The sequence below is a fragment of the Cyanobium sp. Cruz-8D1 genome (assembly GCF_024345975.1).
Lineage (GTDB): Bacteria > Cyanobacteriota > Cyanobacteriia > PCC-6307 > Cyanobiaceae > Cyanobium.
Genome location: NZ_JAGQCD010000051.1, coordinates 1 through 16,374, shown reverse-complemented (window position 1 = coordinate 16,374; position 16,374 = coordinate 1). Strand labels below are relative to the sequence as shown.

Below are 16,374 nucleotides of genomic sequence, written 5' to 3'. Positions count from 1 at the left end.
ATCGTGTCGATGTTGGCTGTGTTGCTAATGCTGATGAAGTCAGTGCCGGCCTCGCCCTGAGCCAGGGAGACATTGCCGCCACTAATGCTGATCGTGTCGTTTTCAGTGCCAGCTGAAATGGTGCCGATGCTGCCACCGGAAATGACGATCGAATCGTTCTCGCTGCCAGCGTTGATTGAATCAATCGTCCCGCCGGCAACGACGATTGAATCGTTATCAGCACCAGCATCGATCGTGTCGATGTTCGCTCCACTGCCGATGCTGATGAAGTCAGTGCCGGCCTCGCCCTGAGCCAGGGAGACATTGCCGCCACTAATGCTGATCGTGTCGTTTTCAGTGCCAGCTGAAATGGTGCCGATCGAGCCACCGGAAATGACGATCGAATCGTTGCCTATCCCGGCATTGATCGAATCAATCGTGCCGCCGGCAACGACGATTGAATCGTTTGCAGCGCCTGCATCAATCGTGTCGATGTTGGCGCCGCTGCCGATGCTGATGAAGTCGGTGTCACCCTCGCCCTGAACCAGCGAGACATTCGCTCCGACACCGGAGATGCTGATGGTGTCAGTACCAGCACCCGCTGAAATGGTGCCGATCGAGCCACCGGAAATGACGATCGAGTCGTTATCGCTGCCTGCATTGATTGAATCAATCGTCCCGCCGGCAACGACGATTGAATCGTTATCAGCACCAGCATCGATCGTGTCGATATTGGCGCCACTGCCGATGCTGATGAAGTCGCTGCCGCCTTCTGCCTGGATCAACGAGACATTGCCGCCACTAATGCTGATCGTGTCGTTTTCACTGCCAGCTGAAATGGTGCCGATGCTGCCACCAGAAATGACGATCGAGTCAGCTTCTGTACCGGCGTTGATCGAATCAATCGTTCCGCCGGAAACAACTATCGAATCGCTTGCGGCACCAGCATCGATCGTGTCGATACTGGCTCCACTGCCGATGCTGATGAAGTCGCTGCCGCCTTCTGCCTGGATCAGCGAGACATTGCCGTCGACGGAGACGGTGATCGTGTCAGTGCCTTCACCAGCGGTGATGGTGCCGATCGAGCCACCGGAGATAGCGATCGAATCGTTGCCTATCCCAGCGTTGATCGAATCAACAGTGCCAGCTGTGACCGTGATTGAGTCGTTGTCATCGCCTGCATCGATCGTGTCGATGTTGGCGCTGCCGCTGATGCTGATGAAGTCAGCGCCGCCATCAGCGGAGGCAAGCGACACGGTGCCGCCAGAAATATTGATCGTGTCGCCGCCACCACCGGCGGAAATGGTGCCGACCTGACCACCGCTAATGGAGAACAGATCAACGGAGTCATCACTACCGCCTAGAGCGATCGAGACACCACCATCGGAGATATTGATCGTGTCGCTTCCCGCTTCACCATCAACGAAAGAAACCGTGCCCCCACTGATAGAAATCGAGTCATTATTAACGGACCCTTTAATTACATTGACAACTCCATCTGTGACCGAGATTGTGTCCTTGCCGAATCCAGCATCTATCGTGGAAACGCTGCCGGCAGAGACGATCAAATCGTCGCTACCAGAGCCATCAATCAGCGAGACTGCGGCGCCGCTGGCGATGTTGATCGTGTCGTTGCCGTCGCCAGCATTAAGGGTAATGATGCTGCCACCGGTGACATTGATCGAATCGTTGCCAGACCCTGCATCCGCCAACGAAACATTGCCGCCACTAATGCTGATCGTGTCGTGCTCAGCGCCAGCACGAATCGTGTTAACGGTGCCACCAGAGATGACAATCGAATCAACGCCTATGCCGCCACCGACCGAGCTGACTGTTCCAGCTGTCACCGAGATCGTGTCAGTGCCGTCTCCACCATCGATGGTGTTGACGATACCGGCGCTGGTTATGAAATCGGCGTCGCCGCCACCTTGGGCGAGGGAGACGAAACCACTGCCACCGATCGAAATGGTGTCAAAACCGCTGCCAGCATCAATCGAGGTAACAACAGCATTTGCAATAACAATCGAATCGTTGCCAGCATCACCAGCAGCCAGGGTGACGAAAGAAATTCCGGTTCCTGTGCCAATATTGATGGTGTCATTGCCTTCGCCGGCCAAGATCGAATAGATGCCAGAGCTGTTGGCGATGGTGATGACATCGTCACCAGCTAAAAGAGTAATCTCACCGATATTGCTGTTGCTGATAACACCAGTGTCAGCGTCGGCGGTGCCGGTAATTGTGCCACCGAAGTTGTCATTGCTGTCGTTAGATAAATCCTCCAGCAGCCCAATCCATTGCTCGCGTGTGGAGCGGTTGAAGGGGGTGATGTGATTGGCTGGTCGCGCACCGGAGGGAGCAGCGGCAAGGCTGCGATCAAGGGTCCAGGTGCCGCCGAGGCTGGGGTGGCCAATTGGGGTGCTGCTGGCGGAAACTGTGGCGCCGCTGCTAGCGGCGATCGCTTCGAGCAGCTCAGGGTTGCGGCCAAGGGAGCAGCACCACAGATCGATGTGGCTCAGCTGCAGGCCACGAAGCAAGGGTGCGGCCACGCGAAAATCGGTGGCCTTTAGCGGGTGACAACCGGCGAAGCGGATGCTGCCGTCGTCGCCGCCGTGAGCAACGATCGCCAGACCGTTATAGGAAAGGAAGGCCGGCGCAGCTGGGGCCAGCTCAGCAATGGACACCCCTGCGCTGAGTGCGGAGAGAATCTGCTGGAGAGGATCGCGCTGAGGCTGAATCAGCAGCGGGATGTGCCCGGGCTGCAGCCCATCCAGCAGCACCTGCAGATTGGGCAGGCTGGCGTCTATGGCTACAAGCAAGCAGCCGTGGGAAACGCCCAGCGATTGAGCGGCAGGGCTTGAGGTGTTCATACGCCGGCACCCGACGGTGTGCCCATGCCGGCCCCGGTGGTGGAGCCGAAGCGGAAGTTGTCTTTGGTGAGCGGGCCGCTGGTGTTGACAGTGCCGAAGCTGATGCTGCCGCGGCTCCAGTCGCCGTCGGCGTCGTACATGAGCTGACGGGTGTCGGTGGCGTAGGCGAGGTAGGCGGTGCCGATGCCGAGCTTCTGGATGTCGGCGAGGCTGCCGGCGGCCACAGCGATGCCGTTGCTGCCGCCGGGGTTGCCGTCGAGCACGCTGGTGCGGCCGTTGCTGTCCACCTTGAGCATGGAGCCGTACTGGTCCCAGAGGTCCTGGGTGATGGAGGCGAGGGAACTGTTGAGCACGAGTTGGTCGCCGCCAACGCCGGCTTCGAAGCCGAGCAGGGTATCAACACCACCAAGCAGGGCACCGAGGGAGCCGCTGAGACGGCCGGTGGTCCAGAGCTCCTGCTTGTCGGTTTCGCTGAGGGAGGCCCAGAAGCTGGTGTCGTTGAGCAGGTTGAGGTCGGTGTTGGAAGCAGCGGCGGTGAGGGCGGCGTTGGCGTCGGTGAACAGGAATTGATCCCTGGCGTTGGCGGTGCCACTGATCACATCAGTGCCGAGGCCACCATCGAAGCTGTTGCCAAAGCCGCTGTCGGCGCCCTGGAGCACGTCATCGCCGAGCGAGCCCCACAACACCACATTTTCGCTGCGGTCGCGCACCTGCAGCAGGTCATCGCCGAAGCTCGACCAGAGGGAGGAGCGGCGGGCGCGATCGAGATCGATGGTGTTGTCGCCATTCATGGCGAACAGGAAACTGCCGTTGCTGGAGCCGCGGATCGTGTCGTCGCCGGCGCCGGTGATCACCGTGGAGCGGCGGAAACCGTTGAAGCTCTGCTCGGGGAAGGCAGCGTCAGGTTTATCAACCAGATAGGTGTCGTCGCTGAAGACGCCGTCGCCGTCGCTATCGATCTGCACATCCCGCTCGCTCAGCACCCGGCCGACGATCAGATCATCACCAGCTCCAGTGATCACCGTGGAGCGGTTGAAACCAGCCGCCAATGCGTTGCTGCGGAAGGGATTGGCAGCGGTTGCACCATCGGCGAAGATGCCACCTTCAGCGATCAGGGTGGCGTTTCCGTGGGCCGCAGTGATGGCGCTTTGGTCGACACCAACACCGCGTAGCTGGCTGTAGCGGACGGGGATGGCGGGGGGCTCGAGATCGGCGTCTACTTCAGCGTCGCTGGGAGGCAGGTCTTCGACATCGAGCAGGGCGAGACCACGGGCGTAGAGGCTGTTCTCCAGGGCGGGGGAGCCGGTGATGGAGCTGCGGTTGATGCCGACGGCATTGAGGCTCACATCAACGGGTGACACCAGGCCGGCGCGGACCGGTGCGGCACCGTTCTGCACCTGCAGCCGGGCGATGGCATCACCGCGGAAGTTGCTGGTGCCATCGCCATTGCCGGAGGTAACGCCAATGGCGGTGACGCGATCCAGGCCGACAGCATCGGCCTGGCCGCTGGCCTGCACACGGGTGGCGCTGCGATTGCCCAGATCAAGGCTGGTGGTGGCCGCCACGGTGGCGTTGGGCTGACCCAGCACCGTGCTGGACTCGATGCCGCGCACACGCGACAGGGCCTCAAGGCGTGATGTGGGCGTGCTGCCAGCCGGGGGAGGGAGGTCAGCGCCACCGCGGACGCTGGCCCGTGCCTCGAAGGGGGTGGTGACGCTGCCGACGAGCAGATCACCGAAATAGTTGTTGTAAACCTTGAGACCGGCCAGGCCGGTGTTCAGCGCTCGGGCTGTGGCTGTGGTGTCGCCACGACCAATGGCATTGGCTTGGGCTTCGGCGATGCCCTCGATGGTGCCGCCACCGGTATAAAGGCTGAGACCGGAGGCGTTGAGTTGCCTCGCCTGAGCAAGGCGGCGGTAATAGGGAGAAGCGCCCGCACCCAGACCGATGGCCGAGGCCTCGGCCACCACCGGATCCGTGCCGAGCACGGTACGGGCGGTGGCGTAGGCCTCGGGATTGGCCGCCAGATTGATGCTGCTGCCCAGCCACTGGCTGCTGTTCTGAGGCAGGCGCAGGGCAACGGCGGTGGACTGGGCAACAACGGGCTGGCGGGCCATCGGCGAAGAGGCGGGAGGCAGAAGGTGTCAGCAACAAAACAGTCAGCACAGGTGGGATAACCCAGTGCACTGACATCCGCGCAGGAGACGAAAAAGGCGCTGCTCAGCGGGGCCGAGCAGCGCCCTGGCCGTCAGAGCACGGCGCTGGAGGATGCAGCGCCCGCCGTGTCGGAGGCAACGGCACGGGAGAGTGCGTCGGCCCGGCCGGTGACGTTACCGCTACCGATGATGGTGACGTTGTAGTTGTTCAGACCCACCGCGTTACTGGTTGCCGTCGCCACAGCCGTACCGCTCACCGATGTGGCGGTGACGGTGTTGGCGAGGTTGGCAATCGCCGTAACGTTGCCGCCGAGCGAGATATCGCCAGGCGTTGCAGTTGAGGCTGTGATACCGAACGCATCAGCCGTGCTGACTGCCGTGCTGTTGCCATTCACCGATGTGGCCCCGGCGTTGAACACACCGGTCGAGCGACCGATGATGTTGTTGGTGCCGGCCTGTCCACCGATCAGATCGGTGTCCTGGATACCTACGACGCGGGCAGGATTGGCGGTACCGCCGATAGTTGCCGTTGTAGTTGGGCTAGTGGTTCCAGAAACCGATGAAGCCAACACATTCAGGCCGGCCACCGCCTCACCGGTGATGCCCCCGCCGCTAGGGCCGGCGGTAAGGGTGGAGCGGTTGCTTGCGTCAAGCAGAGATCCATCAATACCGATCGCCTGGATGGCTTCGGATGTACCACCTGCTGTGGCGAGAGAGGAACCATCCGAGGTGCCAAGCACCGAGGCGATCACATCGAAGGAGTCCGTCGACGTCATGCCACTGGCCAGACCGATGACGGCGCGGCCGGTGATGCTGCCCGTGTTGCCAACAGTGAAGTCACTGTTGGAGCTGAGGCTGATACCGATGGCATCAGCGTCGGTGAGGGTGGCTGCTGCGCCGCCCGTGCCATTAACGGTCTGGGCAATCACGCCAGCGGTGCCGGCCGTGTCGGCAGCACGCAGGAAGGCATTACCGGAGATGTCGCCGGAATTGCTGATCCTGAAGTCATTGCCGCCGTCGGCATTGGCCAGGATGCCGGTGGCATCGAAGTTGGTCATCGTGGCCGTAGCCGCACCCGCCACCGTGGTGGCTTTGGTGTTGCCGATGCCATCGGCCTGTCCCAGCAGGTTGCCGGAGCCACCAACTGTGAAGGAGGTGTTCTCGATGGCGGCGACCGCCTGGCTGGTGGTTGCACCAGCACTGGAATTCACCGATTCAGCCGTGCCCGTGATGGTGCCGCGACCGGTGACCACAAAGGTGCCGGTGCCGGTGCCGTTGGCTGGGTTGAGGATGCTGCCGCCCACATCAACGGTGCTGTCGGCCAGACCGAAGATGGTGTCAGCAATGGCGCTGGTTCCCGCAGCTCCGTTCGTGGAAGTGGCCAGACCCGTGGTGGTGGCCGTACCGGAAACGTTGGGTACGAGGCCCCCGTTTGTAGTGGCTCCGAACAGGGTGCCACCCACATTCAGATCCACCAGGCTGGCGCCGGCCACCGTGCCTGAGGCCACGTTGGAGGTGGCGACGCCAGCGACGTTGTCGGCGGTGGCGCCGGTGGTGGCGATCGCCTGGCTGCGCAGGGTGGAATCGGAGCCAACGTTGAGAATCGTGGCTACCGGACTAGTTGCGGAACCAGCACCAATGACCGAATCGAAGTTGCCGTTGGCGATGGCAGAGCCGGTGCTGACGGCCTCAGCGGTGGATTGCTGGGTGAGCTGGGCACCGGCGGTGAGGCTGGCGGTGGAGCCGGCCGTGATGATTGTGCTCTGAACACCGGCGATGGTGCCGCCATCGGCATTGGCGAAGGCGCTGCCGTTGGTGGTGGCGGCCAGAGCATTGACGGTGGAGACACCCGTGGTGGTGAGGGTGCCGCCGGCGCCGATCGCCACGGTGCTGCCGTCGAGGCCGAGGATGGTGGAGTCGTTGACCGAGCCGGCGCTGGCCAGGGCGGTGCCGTTGGTGGTGTCAGCGGTGGCGTTCAGCACCGTGCCGGCTGTGGCGCTGAGCGTGGCGTTGCTGCCGACGTTGATGGCGCCAGTGGTATTGATACCGGCGGCGCTGGCGAGATCGGCGATGCCGGTGGCATTACCAGCCACCGTTTGGGCGTCACCATTCACCGTGGCGACAACCGAACCGGTGATGGTGGCGGCGTTGCCGAAGTTGACGCTGGTGGCGCCCGTGATGGCTTCCGCAGCATCCAGGATCACACCGGCGGTGGCATTGCCGGTGGTGCTGGTGGCTTCGGCGACGGCGGTGGTGCCTGCCGCAGTGGTGCCGAGCACGCGGGCGCGGAGTGTGCCGCTGTCGCCTGCAGCTATGCCAACATCGCTCACGCCGAAGACATTGCCGGCGTCGGCATTGGCCAGGGCTGCACCAGTGGTGGTGAAGGCATCGGCCATCACCGCAGAGGCGGCATCCACATTGGCAACGCTGCCGCTGCCGATGGCGATGTTGCCTTTCAGCACACCGATGTTGTCGATGATAGCTGCGTTACCCGCGTTGGCGGTGGCGCTGCCGTTGGTGCTGGTGGCGCCGGCGGTGATGCCGGCGATCGAGGTGACGGCCAGGGTGGAGGCCCCGCCCACATCGATCCGGCCGGACGTATCGAGATCAATACCGGTGGCGGTATCGAAGTCGGCATTGGCCTGGGCGCTGCCGGTGGTGGCGGTGGCGGTGGCCTGGGAGAGACCGGTCTGGTTGACCGTGATCAGGGAGGTGGCACCGACGTCGATGACGCCGTTCGCACCAGCATCGACACCGATGCTGCTGGTGATTACCGAATCAGCTTGTGCTACGTCACTGGATTCATTACCAGTGGTGGTGGCCGTGGCGATCGCGTCGCTGTCGGCCAGCAGGTCGATGGTGGAGTTGGCACCACTGCTGATGTTGGCGCCGATCACGCCAGCCACGGAGGCGATCGAGGCCTCTGCGTTGGCCAGAGCACTCACCGAGGTGGCTGTGGCCTCGGCCCGGCCGATGGCGTCACCATCGATGCTGCCGGTGCCGCCGATGGTGATCGGTGAGCTGTTGGCGAAGGCCACCGTGGAGATAGTGGCGGAAGCGTTGGCGGTGCCGGCAACGCTGCCGGTGTTGGCGATCGCACTACCGTTGGCGACACCAGAGATCGTGCTGCTGTCGCCGACTGCGACAACCGCCTCGCTGGCGTTGCCGTTGATGAAGATGACTGCCATCTCAGGTCAGCTCCTGAGTGACGAGGGTCAGAAATGAAGTCACTTTGCTTCCAGGGGGGGGGGGGGCAGGAGGCGACCTGAGTCATCTCACTTGCCCCACTCTTGCATCTGATGTGCAGCAAAGCAATGCAGCTGCGTCAATGCGCATCGCAGCAGCCGTTGTGGTAGGTGGCCATGCGTGTTAGTTCCCTGTCGAACATCAAGCCCATGTCGGCGCCGTCGCAGAGGGGGCTGGCCAGCACCTGGGCCCTGAGCGTGGTGCGCAGCTGGCGCAGAGCAGCGGGGTCGGCGCCCAGCTGTCGGGCAATCGCCACAAAGCTCTCCTGGTCCTCGGCGATCCATTCCGATCGGCCCAGCGCGGTGAGCATGGCGGAGGTGAGCCGCCCGCCGATCCAGTCGCCGCGCAGGGCCACCAGGGGCGTGCCCATGAACAGGGCATCGAAGCCGGTGGTGCCGCTGTTGAGCGGCGTGGTATCGAGGGCGATATCAATATCGTTGTACAGATTCATGTGGGCGTTCCAGTCGGCCACCCGCTCCACCAGCTGCAGCCGCTCGGCAGCAATGCCCGCCTCCTGCAGCTGCCGCTCGATCCGGCCGCGCATGAAGGCATCAGCGCAGCGCACGTCCTTGAGCACCAGCACACTGTTGGGCACCGCCTGCAGCACCCGGGCAAACAGCTCCACACTGGCCGGGCCCACCTTGAGCAGGTTGTTGAACGAGCCAAAGCGGATCTGGCCATCGATGGGCCGGGGCGCTGGCGGCGGTGCCCCCACGGGGGGCTGATAACACACCCACAGCCGCGGCAGCCGCCAGATGCCCTCCGAAAAATGGTGGGCCTGATCGGGGGGGGTCACCTCGTCGTCGCCGATGAACCAATCGATCGCCGGCACGCCGGTGCTGCCGTGGAAGCCGATCCAGTGGCACTGCACCGGCGCGCAGCGCTGGGCCAGCAGCGGCAGGCGGTTGCCGCGCATGTGGGAGGTGGTGTCGATCAGGATGTCGATCCCATCGGCCAGAATCCGCTCACGGGCGCTGGCATCGTCGAGACCCACCAGGGAGGTGTGGGCCTCGGCCAGGGCCAGCACCTCCGCATGCTGCGGTTCGGTCCGCTCCACCGTGCTGTAGAGGTGCACGCGGGTGCGGGCGGGATCGTGGTGGGCCAGGTAGGAGCGCAGAAAGTAGGCCACAGCGTGGGAGCCCAGCTCAGCTGAGATCACGCCCAGCCGCAGGGGGCGATCCAGCGGGATCGGGCGCTGCTGAAAAGGTGGCAGGGTGGGTTCACAGAACACCCGCACCCAGTCGCGGGTGGCGGCCAGGGTGGATTCGGGCGTTTCGATCTGGCTGAACGAGAGCAGATACACCAGGTTGGAGAGGGCGGTGGCGAAGTCGGGCTTCAGCTCGATCGCCCGCCGGTAGCAGCGGGCCGCCTCCTCAAACACGCCCCGCTCCTTGAGCAGCACCCCCAGGTTGTAATGGTGATCGGCGAACGGCTCATGCAGGGCGATCGAGCGCCGGTAGGCGGCCTCGGCCTCATCGAGCCGGCCCAGGTCCTGCAGAGCCACCGCCTGGTTGGCTTCGGACCTGAAGAAGTCCGGGTCGAGCCGGAGGGCGGTCTGGTAAGCCTCCACAGCCTCCTGGTTGCGCTGGGATTTGTGGAGGGCGTTGCCGAGGTTGTACCAGGCCAGCACGTTGCCGGGGTCCACCGCCAGACAGGCGCGGTGGCTGGCCTCCGCTTCGCCATGGCGTCCGAGATCCCCCAGTTTGACGCCACGGTTGGTGTGCGCCATCCCGTGCTGGGGAGCCAGCTCCAGGCAGCGGTCGTAGGCGCTGATCGCCTCCTCCGCCCGGCCCTGATGGTGCAGCACATTGGCCAGGGTGAACCAGGCATCGGCAAAGCCTGGGCGAGCGGTCAGGGCCCGGCGCAGCAGCGCCTCCGCCTCTTCAAGGCGGTCCAGCTGTCCAAGCGCCACGCCAAGGTTGAACAGAGCTTCGGCAAAGGTGGGCGCCACGGCCTCCGCCCGTTGCAGGGGCTCCAAGGCGGCGGCGTATTCACCCCGCTGGTTGAGCAGGCTGCCGAGGTTGCAGAGGCTCTTCACGTGGTTAGCATCGAGGGCGAGGGCCTGGCGGTAGGCCTGCTCCGCCTCCTCCAGGCGCCGCTGGGCCGCCAGAGCCACGCCGAGGTTGAACTGGCCATCGAGGAAAGCCGGCGCCACCGCCAGGGCCTGGCGCAGCACCGCCTCAGCCTCCACTGGATCATTTGCCGCCAGGCGCAGCACCGCCAGGTTCGAGAGGGCGGCGGCGTTCTGGGGTTGCCGCTCCAGCAGCTGCCGGTAGGCCTGCTCAGCGCCAGCGCCATCGCCGCAGGCGGCGCGGCGGATGGCCAGATCAAAAGCCACCAGGAGATCGTCCGGCAGGGCGGCGGCCAGGCGGGCGTGGAATTTCAAGGCCAGGCGCGGCTCGCCCAGCTCGGCCCAGAGCAGGCTCAGGTTGCGCAGCAGGTCGACGGATCCGGGCTGGAGTGCCAGCCCCCGCTCCGCCGCCGCCGCCGCCAGTTTGGGCTCCCCGGCAGCCCGCCACCAGGCGCTGAGGTTGAGCCAGGCACTGGCATGCCCCGGATCAAACGCCACGGCACGGCGGCAGGAGGCGATCGCCTCCGCTGCCCGGCCGGCGCCAGCCAGGGCTACCGCCAGGTTGAAGTGCACCTCGGCGGCGGTGGGGTTGAGGGCCACCGCCTGGTGATGGGCGGCGATCGCTGGCTCGCTCTGGCCCAGATCAGCCAGGGCCACGCCCAGGCTGGAGGCGATCGAGGCGAGCTGGGCCGGCTGGCGGGCGGCCTCGCCCTCGGCCAGCAGGCGCTGTAGCAGCGGCTGATAGACCGCCACAGCCTCAGCCTTGAGGCCCTGCAGATAGCAGCAGAGGGCCAGGTTGATGGCGCCCTGCACGTGGCTGGGGTGGTGCGTCAGCAGCTGCCGGTACACCTGCTCCGCTTGGGCAGGCTCTCCGCAAAGACGCAGGGCGTTGCCGCGGTTGAACAGGGAAACGGCGTAGGTGGGGTTGAGGGCGAGGGAGCGCTCCAGGTGGGCCAGGGCCTCAGCAAAGTGCTGGCGCCGCAGGGAGATGGCCCCGAGGTTGCACCAGGCCACCGAGTGGTCGCCCTGGGTTTCGATCCAGGTGTGGTAGCCGGCCTCCGCGGCCTCGAGATCGCCGGCCAGGTGCTGGTTCACCGCGGCCTGCAGGGCGGCGGGCAGTGGCTCCTCCCCGTCGCGCGGCACTGATGGGGGAGCCGTGGCTCGGGGCCTGGTGGCGGAGCGGGCCACCTTGCAGGGGGCTGTGGTCCGCTGGCTGAAGCCTTTATGTTTTGCCACAGCTGCGCAGCTTATAAGCCGCATTATTGCTGATCGCAACGATAGGGTAAGGCCAGCTGCCGCTGAATCTCGATGCCGACCCCCTGGTACGCGGTGAGCGTCACCCGGTCTGAGGCCAGCGAGTTTGACCGGGGCACCCTGCTGGGCCGCAGCCTCAACCAGATGCCCCAGGCGTTGCGGCCCCAGCTGCACCTACGCACTGAAAATCGCGGCCCGGCGGCGATGGGCCTGGCTGAGGCCTACAACGCGGCGATTGACGCGCTGCCGGCAGAAGGAATTGTGCTGTTCGTGCACGACGACCTGTTCCTCCACGACTGGTTCGTGGGCGAGCGGCTGTGGGAGGCGATGTTGCGCTTTGATGTGGTTGGACTGGCGGGCGCCAGGGGCGTCAGCGCCGATCAGCCCGGCTGGCTGCATCGCCTCGATGGCGAGGGCCTGCCGCTGCGCCAGAGCGAGGGGTTGTCGGGGATGATCAACACCCTCGATCCCCTGCAGCCCAAGTTGCTGGAATTCGGCCCCACCCCGGCGGTGTGCGAGTTGCTGGATGGCGTGTTTCTGGCCACCCGGCTGGAAACCCTCAGAGCTACTGGCCTGCGCTTCGATCCGCAGTTTCGCTTCCACGGCTACGACAGCGACTTCTGCCGCAGCGCCCTGGCCCTGGGGCTGGTGCCGGGCACCTGGCCGATCAGCTGCACCCACGGGCAAACCGGCAATCTCGATGCCGACTGGCAGGCGGCGGCGGCGGCCTATCGCGGCAAGTGGGGTGCCCTGCCGCTGGCCTGAGCCGGGCCTGAGGGCGTCAGAGCTAGGCCAGCAGCCGGGCCACCAGGGCCTGGCCACTGGGGGCGTGAAAGACGAAATGGCCGGCGTCGGCGATGCCGTGCAACCCCAGCCCTGGCCGCTCAGTGGCCAAAGCCAGCAGGCGCTCACGGCTGGCCAGTCCCACCAGGGTGCCGCAATCGCTGTAGCCAGAAGCGCTGCGGAAGGCGCCCTGCAGCCCGAGCAGCACCTGCACCGGCAGGGTTTCGGCCAGCGCGGCCAGCTGCTCGAAGTAGGGCCCATCGTGCTGGAAGTTGAAGAAGCTGTCGGCCACCAGGCGCTGTTCGAGCGGGTCGGTGCTGGCCAGGGCACCGGCCTGGAGGGCGGCCGGGATGTCGCGCGGCAGCAGCGGTGGATCGCCGAGGATCAGGCCGGCCACAACCCCCTGCCCCGCAAGGCGCTGCGCCAGGGCGAGGGCCACCAGGGCGCCGAGGGAGTGGCCCACCAGCCAGAGCGGCCCGCTGCGGCCGGCCTGGGGCTGGCGCTCCAGCAGGTCGGCTGCCAGGGCGGCGGGATCGAGGGGCTCCAGATGGCGCCAGTGCTCACGGCGCTGGCCGTGGCCGGCCAGGTCGCTGAGCAGCACGGGCAAGCGCTCGGGCAGCTGCGCCAGCAGCGGCAGGAACTGGCGCCGGTCTTGCATGGCGCCGTGTAGCAGCCACAAGCCTGTCGCCCCAAGGGATTGCAACGGTGGCATCGCAGCGGGAACGGGCAGGAACACGTAGGCAGCTTGCATCAGTGTGCCGCTCCAGGCGGTTGGGTTTTGAGCGTTTGGGTAGCTAGGCGATGGCTGATCGCCTATCACGATTGCCCAGCGGTGTCAAGCAGCACTGAAGCAGTATATTCGATGCATATGCCGCTACCCATCCGACTGTGACGCTTGAGCACCGCTCGCGTCCGCCGGTTGGGTTTCAGGTGATTGTTGTGTCTGCACGGCTGTGAACGCTTGCGGCGCCGGACCCAGCACCAGCGCCCCCAGACGGCCCTCCATATCTTCTACGCCCTTGCCCACCCCACCGGTGCTGCTGCTGGCCTGGCGCCGACCGCACACCCCGTGCCAGGTGATCGATGCCATCCGGCCGGCGGCGCCGCAGCGGCTGGATGTGGCCTGCGATGGCCCCAATCCCGACCGGCCAGAAGAGGCCGAGAAAGTGGCCGCCACCCGGGCCGTGATCGAGGATGCGGGGGCTGGCCCTGCCAACTGGAGCGGTGTTACAGCGACGTGAACCAGGGCTGCCGGCTGGGGGTGAGTGGAGCGATCAGCTGGTGTTTTGAACAGGAGGAGGAGGGGATCATCCTGGAGGCCGACATCGTGGTGCATCCCGATTTCTCCCCCTACTGCGCCGATTTGCTGGAGCGCTACCGCCAAGACACGCGGGTGTGGGCGATCAGCGGCGACAACTTTCAAGACGGCCAATGGCGCGGCAGCGGCAGTGACTACTTCAGACACCTACCGCACTGCTGGGGCTGGGCCAGCTGGCGGCGGGCATGGCGCCCTCAGCCACCTATTCCCCAATGCGGCGGAGCGACGCTTCTGGGCGAGTATCTGGGAGCGGCTGGACCGCCACAACCAGCCGAACACCTGGGATTATCAGTGGAACTACACGGTGATGGCCAACAGCGGCTTTGATGCGAACAGCACCCGCACCACCGCCCCCACTGATCGCCTCGCCAATCTCCACTCTGCGCCCCTGGGCGACCTGCTAGTTCCAGCCCATGTGCTCCGCCACAGCGAGGCCGATGATTATTTCGTGCACCAACACCAAGCTCCACCAGCCCCTGCCATGAGTTCCGCAATCCCCCTGCCCGATCCCACCAGCCCGCGCCCGCGCCTGCAGGTGGCATTAAACGAAGGCGAGCGCCTGGCGGTGGACCTGGGCTGTGGCGGCAAACCCCGCAACCCGTTCAACGCGGAACGCTTGATCGGCCTGGATGTGATGACAAACCAAGAGGGGGTGTATCCCTGTGTGATCGGCTACGAGCCGCTGCCATTGCACGACAGCAGCGTGAACTTCATCAGTGCCTTTGACTTCATCGAACATCTCCCCCGCACCGCGGTGGTGAATGGCCAACTGATCAATCCGTTCATCGACACGATGAGCGAGATCTGGCGGGTGTTGAAACCGGGCGGGCTGTTTTTCGCGCAGACGCCCGCCTACCCCTCGATGGCGGCCTTTGTGGATCCCACCCATGTGAATGTGATCACCGAAGGCACGGTGAGCTACTTCGCCCGCCGCCAGGGGCTCGATGGCAGCGCCGTAGACCCCTGGGGCCTGGATCTAGGCCACCAATATGGCTTTCGCGGTGAGTTTCTGCTGGTGAACCAATGGTGGGCCGGCACCCACCTGTGCTGGAAGCTGCAGTGCGTGAAGGGGGAGGCTTGATTCAAGGGCGGGGCAAGCACGCTGATCCTCGCGCTGGCTATGGGCGCAATCTGCGCCAGTTTCCCCTTTCATACTTCTCCTTCTTGATTCCTGATGCCATTCGATTCCAGCTCCCGCATCCTGATCACCGGCGGCACCGGCAGCTTCGGCAAGGCGTTCATCTCCGAAACGCTCAGGCGCTTCCCAGAAATCAAGCGGCTGGTGGTGTACAGCCGCGATGAGCTCAAGCAATGGGAGCTGCAGCAGATGTATCCGGAGAAGCAATACCCCCAGTTGCGTTTGTTTCTTGGTGATGTGCGCAACCGCGATCGCCTAAAGCGTGCTCTCGAAGGCATCGACACCGTGGTGCATGCGGCAGCCTTGAAACAGGTACCAGCGGCTGAATACAACCCAATTGAGTTCATCAACACCAACGTGCTCGGCGCCGAAAATGTGGTGCAGGCCTGCCTCGACACCGACGTAAGGCGGGTGGTGGCTCTGAGTACAGACAAAGCGGCCGCCCCGATAAATCTCTATGGCGCCACAAAGCTCTGTTCAGACAAGTTGTTCATCGCTGCCAACAACATCAAGGGCACCCGTGATCTGCGTTTTTCGGTGGTGCGCTACGGCAATGTGATGGGTTCACGGGGCTCGGTGATTCCCTTCTTTCTGGAGAAGGCCAAATCCGGCGTACTGCCGATCACCGATCCGACGATGACGCGCTTCAATATCTCGCTGAGTGAGGGTGTGGCGATGGTGCTCTGGGCGCTTGAACAGGCCCTTGGCGGCGAACTATTTGTACCCAAGATCCCCAGCTACCGGATTACCGATGTGGCCGAGGCGATCGGTCCGAGCTGTGAGAAGCCGATCACCGGCATTCGCCCCGGCGAAAAAATTCACGAGGAAATGATCACTGCCTCCGACAGCTTCACCACTATCGATTTGGGCGCCTACTACGCGATCCTGCCTAGCGATGGCAGGGTGCAAAAGCGCTACCAGGAAGCCAGTATCACCATGATCCCGGTTCCCAAAGGCTTTGCCTACAACTCTGGCGCCAATCCAGAGTTTCTTAGTGTGGGTCAACTCCGCTCGTTGATCAAGGAGCATGTTGATCCGGTCTTCCAGCCCCTATGAGCAGGAGGGCCCGCACGCAACTTTAAATGAATAGCCTTGGATAATAAGTTAAGAATTGCAATTAAGCGATCTTCGGCAGTGCGTAGCATTGGAATTGCCATTAAAATCTAAACATGTGGTCAGTATCATCAAAACTGCACTGTGTAGGGTAGCTCTGCCTTGCCACCAATCTAATAACTTTTAGCGACAATGAACAACTTCGCAACATCGCAGGAAGAATTCTGGGCCGGGGAATTTGGAAGCGCTTATATTGACCGCAATAATAGCAAAGAAATTACAAGCTCAAACGTTGTTCTTTTTAGTAATATTCTTGCTAACCTAAATAATATTGACTCTGTGCTAGAGCTTGGATGTAACGTCGGGCTTAACTTAGATGCTCGTAACTGTTCAGGGGGGAGAAAGCTCCGGGGCAGTTCCGCTCTTGACAGACCTCTGAAAACAGCTTGGATCTCAGGCAGAGACTGCCCGAGATGCATCCACCACCTGCCGGCATTTCTGAGAGTGAC

9 protein-coding genes are annotated in these 16,374 nt (G+C 63.8%); 4 read left to right on the top strand and 5 right to left on the bottom strand.

From position 1 onward, the window contains the following. The 4 genes from KBZ33_RS18855 to KBZ33_RS18840 all read right to left on the bottom strand — a co-directional run. Nucleotides 1-2,846: DUF4347 domain-containing protein (locus KBZ33_RS18855; protein ID WP_255011905.1), on the bottom strand; the 2,846-nt coding region annotated here is incomplete at its 3' end. After that, nucleotides 2,843-4,963, bottom strand: a complete 2,121-nt coding sequence (locus tag KBZ33_RS18850; RefSeq protein ID WP_254950650.1) for a hypothetical protein — start codon at nt 4,961-4,963, stop codon at nt 2,843-2,845. The genes KBZ33_RS18855 and KBZ33_RS18850, both read right to left, overlap by 4 nt. Nucleotides 4,964-5,094: 131 nt before the next feature. Then, on the bottom strand, nt 5,095-8,190 hold the full coding sequence (locus KBZ33_RS18845) for a hypothetical protein (RefSeq protein ID WP_254950648.1): 3,096 nt from the start codon (nt 8,188-8,190) through the stop codon (nt 5,095-5,097). Between the two features lie 137 nt (nt 8,191-8,327). Beyond that, nucleotides 8,328-11,507 (bottom strand): tetratricopeptide repeat protein, encoded by a 3,180-nt coding sequence (locus tag KBZ33_RS18840; protein ID WP_254950646.1) that lies wholly within the window; start codon nt 11,505-11,507, stop codon nt 8,328-8,330. A 120-nt stretch (nt 11,508-11,627) separates the two neighbouring features. Here KBZ33_RS18840 and KBZ33_RS18835 point away from each other — a divergent pair, with 120 nt between their 5' ends. Continuing rightward, nucleotides 11,628-12,338: a glycosyltransferase gene (locus KBZ33_RS18835; protein WP_254950644.1), complete on the top strand. Its 711-nt coding sequence runs from the start codon at nt 11,628-11,630 to the stop codon at nt 12,336-12,338. Between the two features lie 22 nt (nt 12,339-12,360). Here the strand turns inward: KBZ33_RS18835 and KBZ33_RS18830 are convergent, their stop codons facing one another. Continuing rightward, nucleotides 12,361-13,068 carry an alpha/beta hydrolase gene (locus KBZ33_RS18830; protein ID WP_255011906.1) on the bottom strand — a complete coding sequence of 236 codons (708 nt, stop codon included), beginning with the start codon at nt 13,066-13,068 and terminating at the stop codon, nt 12,361-12,363. Nucleotides 13,069-13,375: 307 nt separating this feature from the next. Between KBZ33_RS18830 and KBZ33_RS18825 the strand changes: the two genes are divergently transcribed. The 3 genes from KBZ33_RS18825 to pseB all read left to right on the top strand — a co-directional run bounded on the left by KBZ33_RS18825 (nt 13,376) and on the right by pseB (nt 15,868). Continuing rightward, complete coding sequence (locus KBZ33_RS18825; protein WP_254950641.1) at nt 13,376-13,597, top strand: hypothetical protein; 222 nt, start codon at nt 13,376-13,378, stop codon at nt 13,595-13,597. Between the two features lie 207 nt (nt 13,598-13,804). After that, the gene (locus KBZ33_RS21690; RefSeq protein WP_255011904.1) at nt 13,805-14,755 is read left to right on the top strand and encodes a methyltransferase domain-containing protein; all 951 of its coding nucleotides are present in this window, start codon (nt 13,805-13,807) and stop codon (nt 14,753-14,755) included. Nucleotides 14,756-14,848: 93 nt separating this feature from the next. After that, entirely contained in the window at nt 14,849-15,868 is a 1,020-nt protein-coding gene (pseB, locus tag KBZ33_RS18815; RefSeq protein WP_254950635.1) for a UDP-N-acetylglucosamine 4,6-dehydratase (inverting), read from the top strand. Nucleotides 15,869-16,374 lie beyond the last annotated feature (506 nt).

Coding starts and splice junctions, on each gene's coding strand:
- pseB (WP_254950635.1), top strand. CDS start 14,849: ATGCCATTCGATTCCAGCTCCCGCATCCTGATCACCGGCGGCACCGGC.
- KBZ33_RS18835 (WP_254950644.1), top strand. CDS start 11,628: ATGCCGACCCCCTGGTACGCGGTGAGCGTCACCCGGTCTGAGGCCAGC.
- KBZ33_RS18850 (WP_254950650.1), bottom strand. CDS start 4,963: ATGGCCCGCCAGCCCGTTGTTGCCCAGTCCACCGCCGTTGCCCTGCGC.
- KBZ33_RS18845 (WP_254950648.1), bottom strand. CDS start 8,190: ATGGCAGTCATCTTCATCAACGGCAACGCCAGCGAGGCGGTTGTCGCA.
- KBZ33_RS18830 (WP_255011906.1), bottom strand. CDS start 13,068: ATGCCACCGTTGCAATCCCTTGGGGCGACAGGCTTGTGGCTGCTACAC.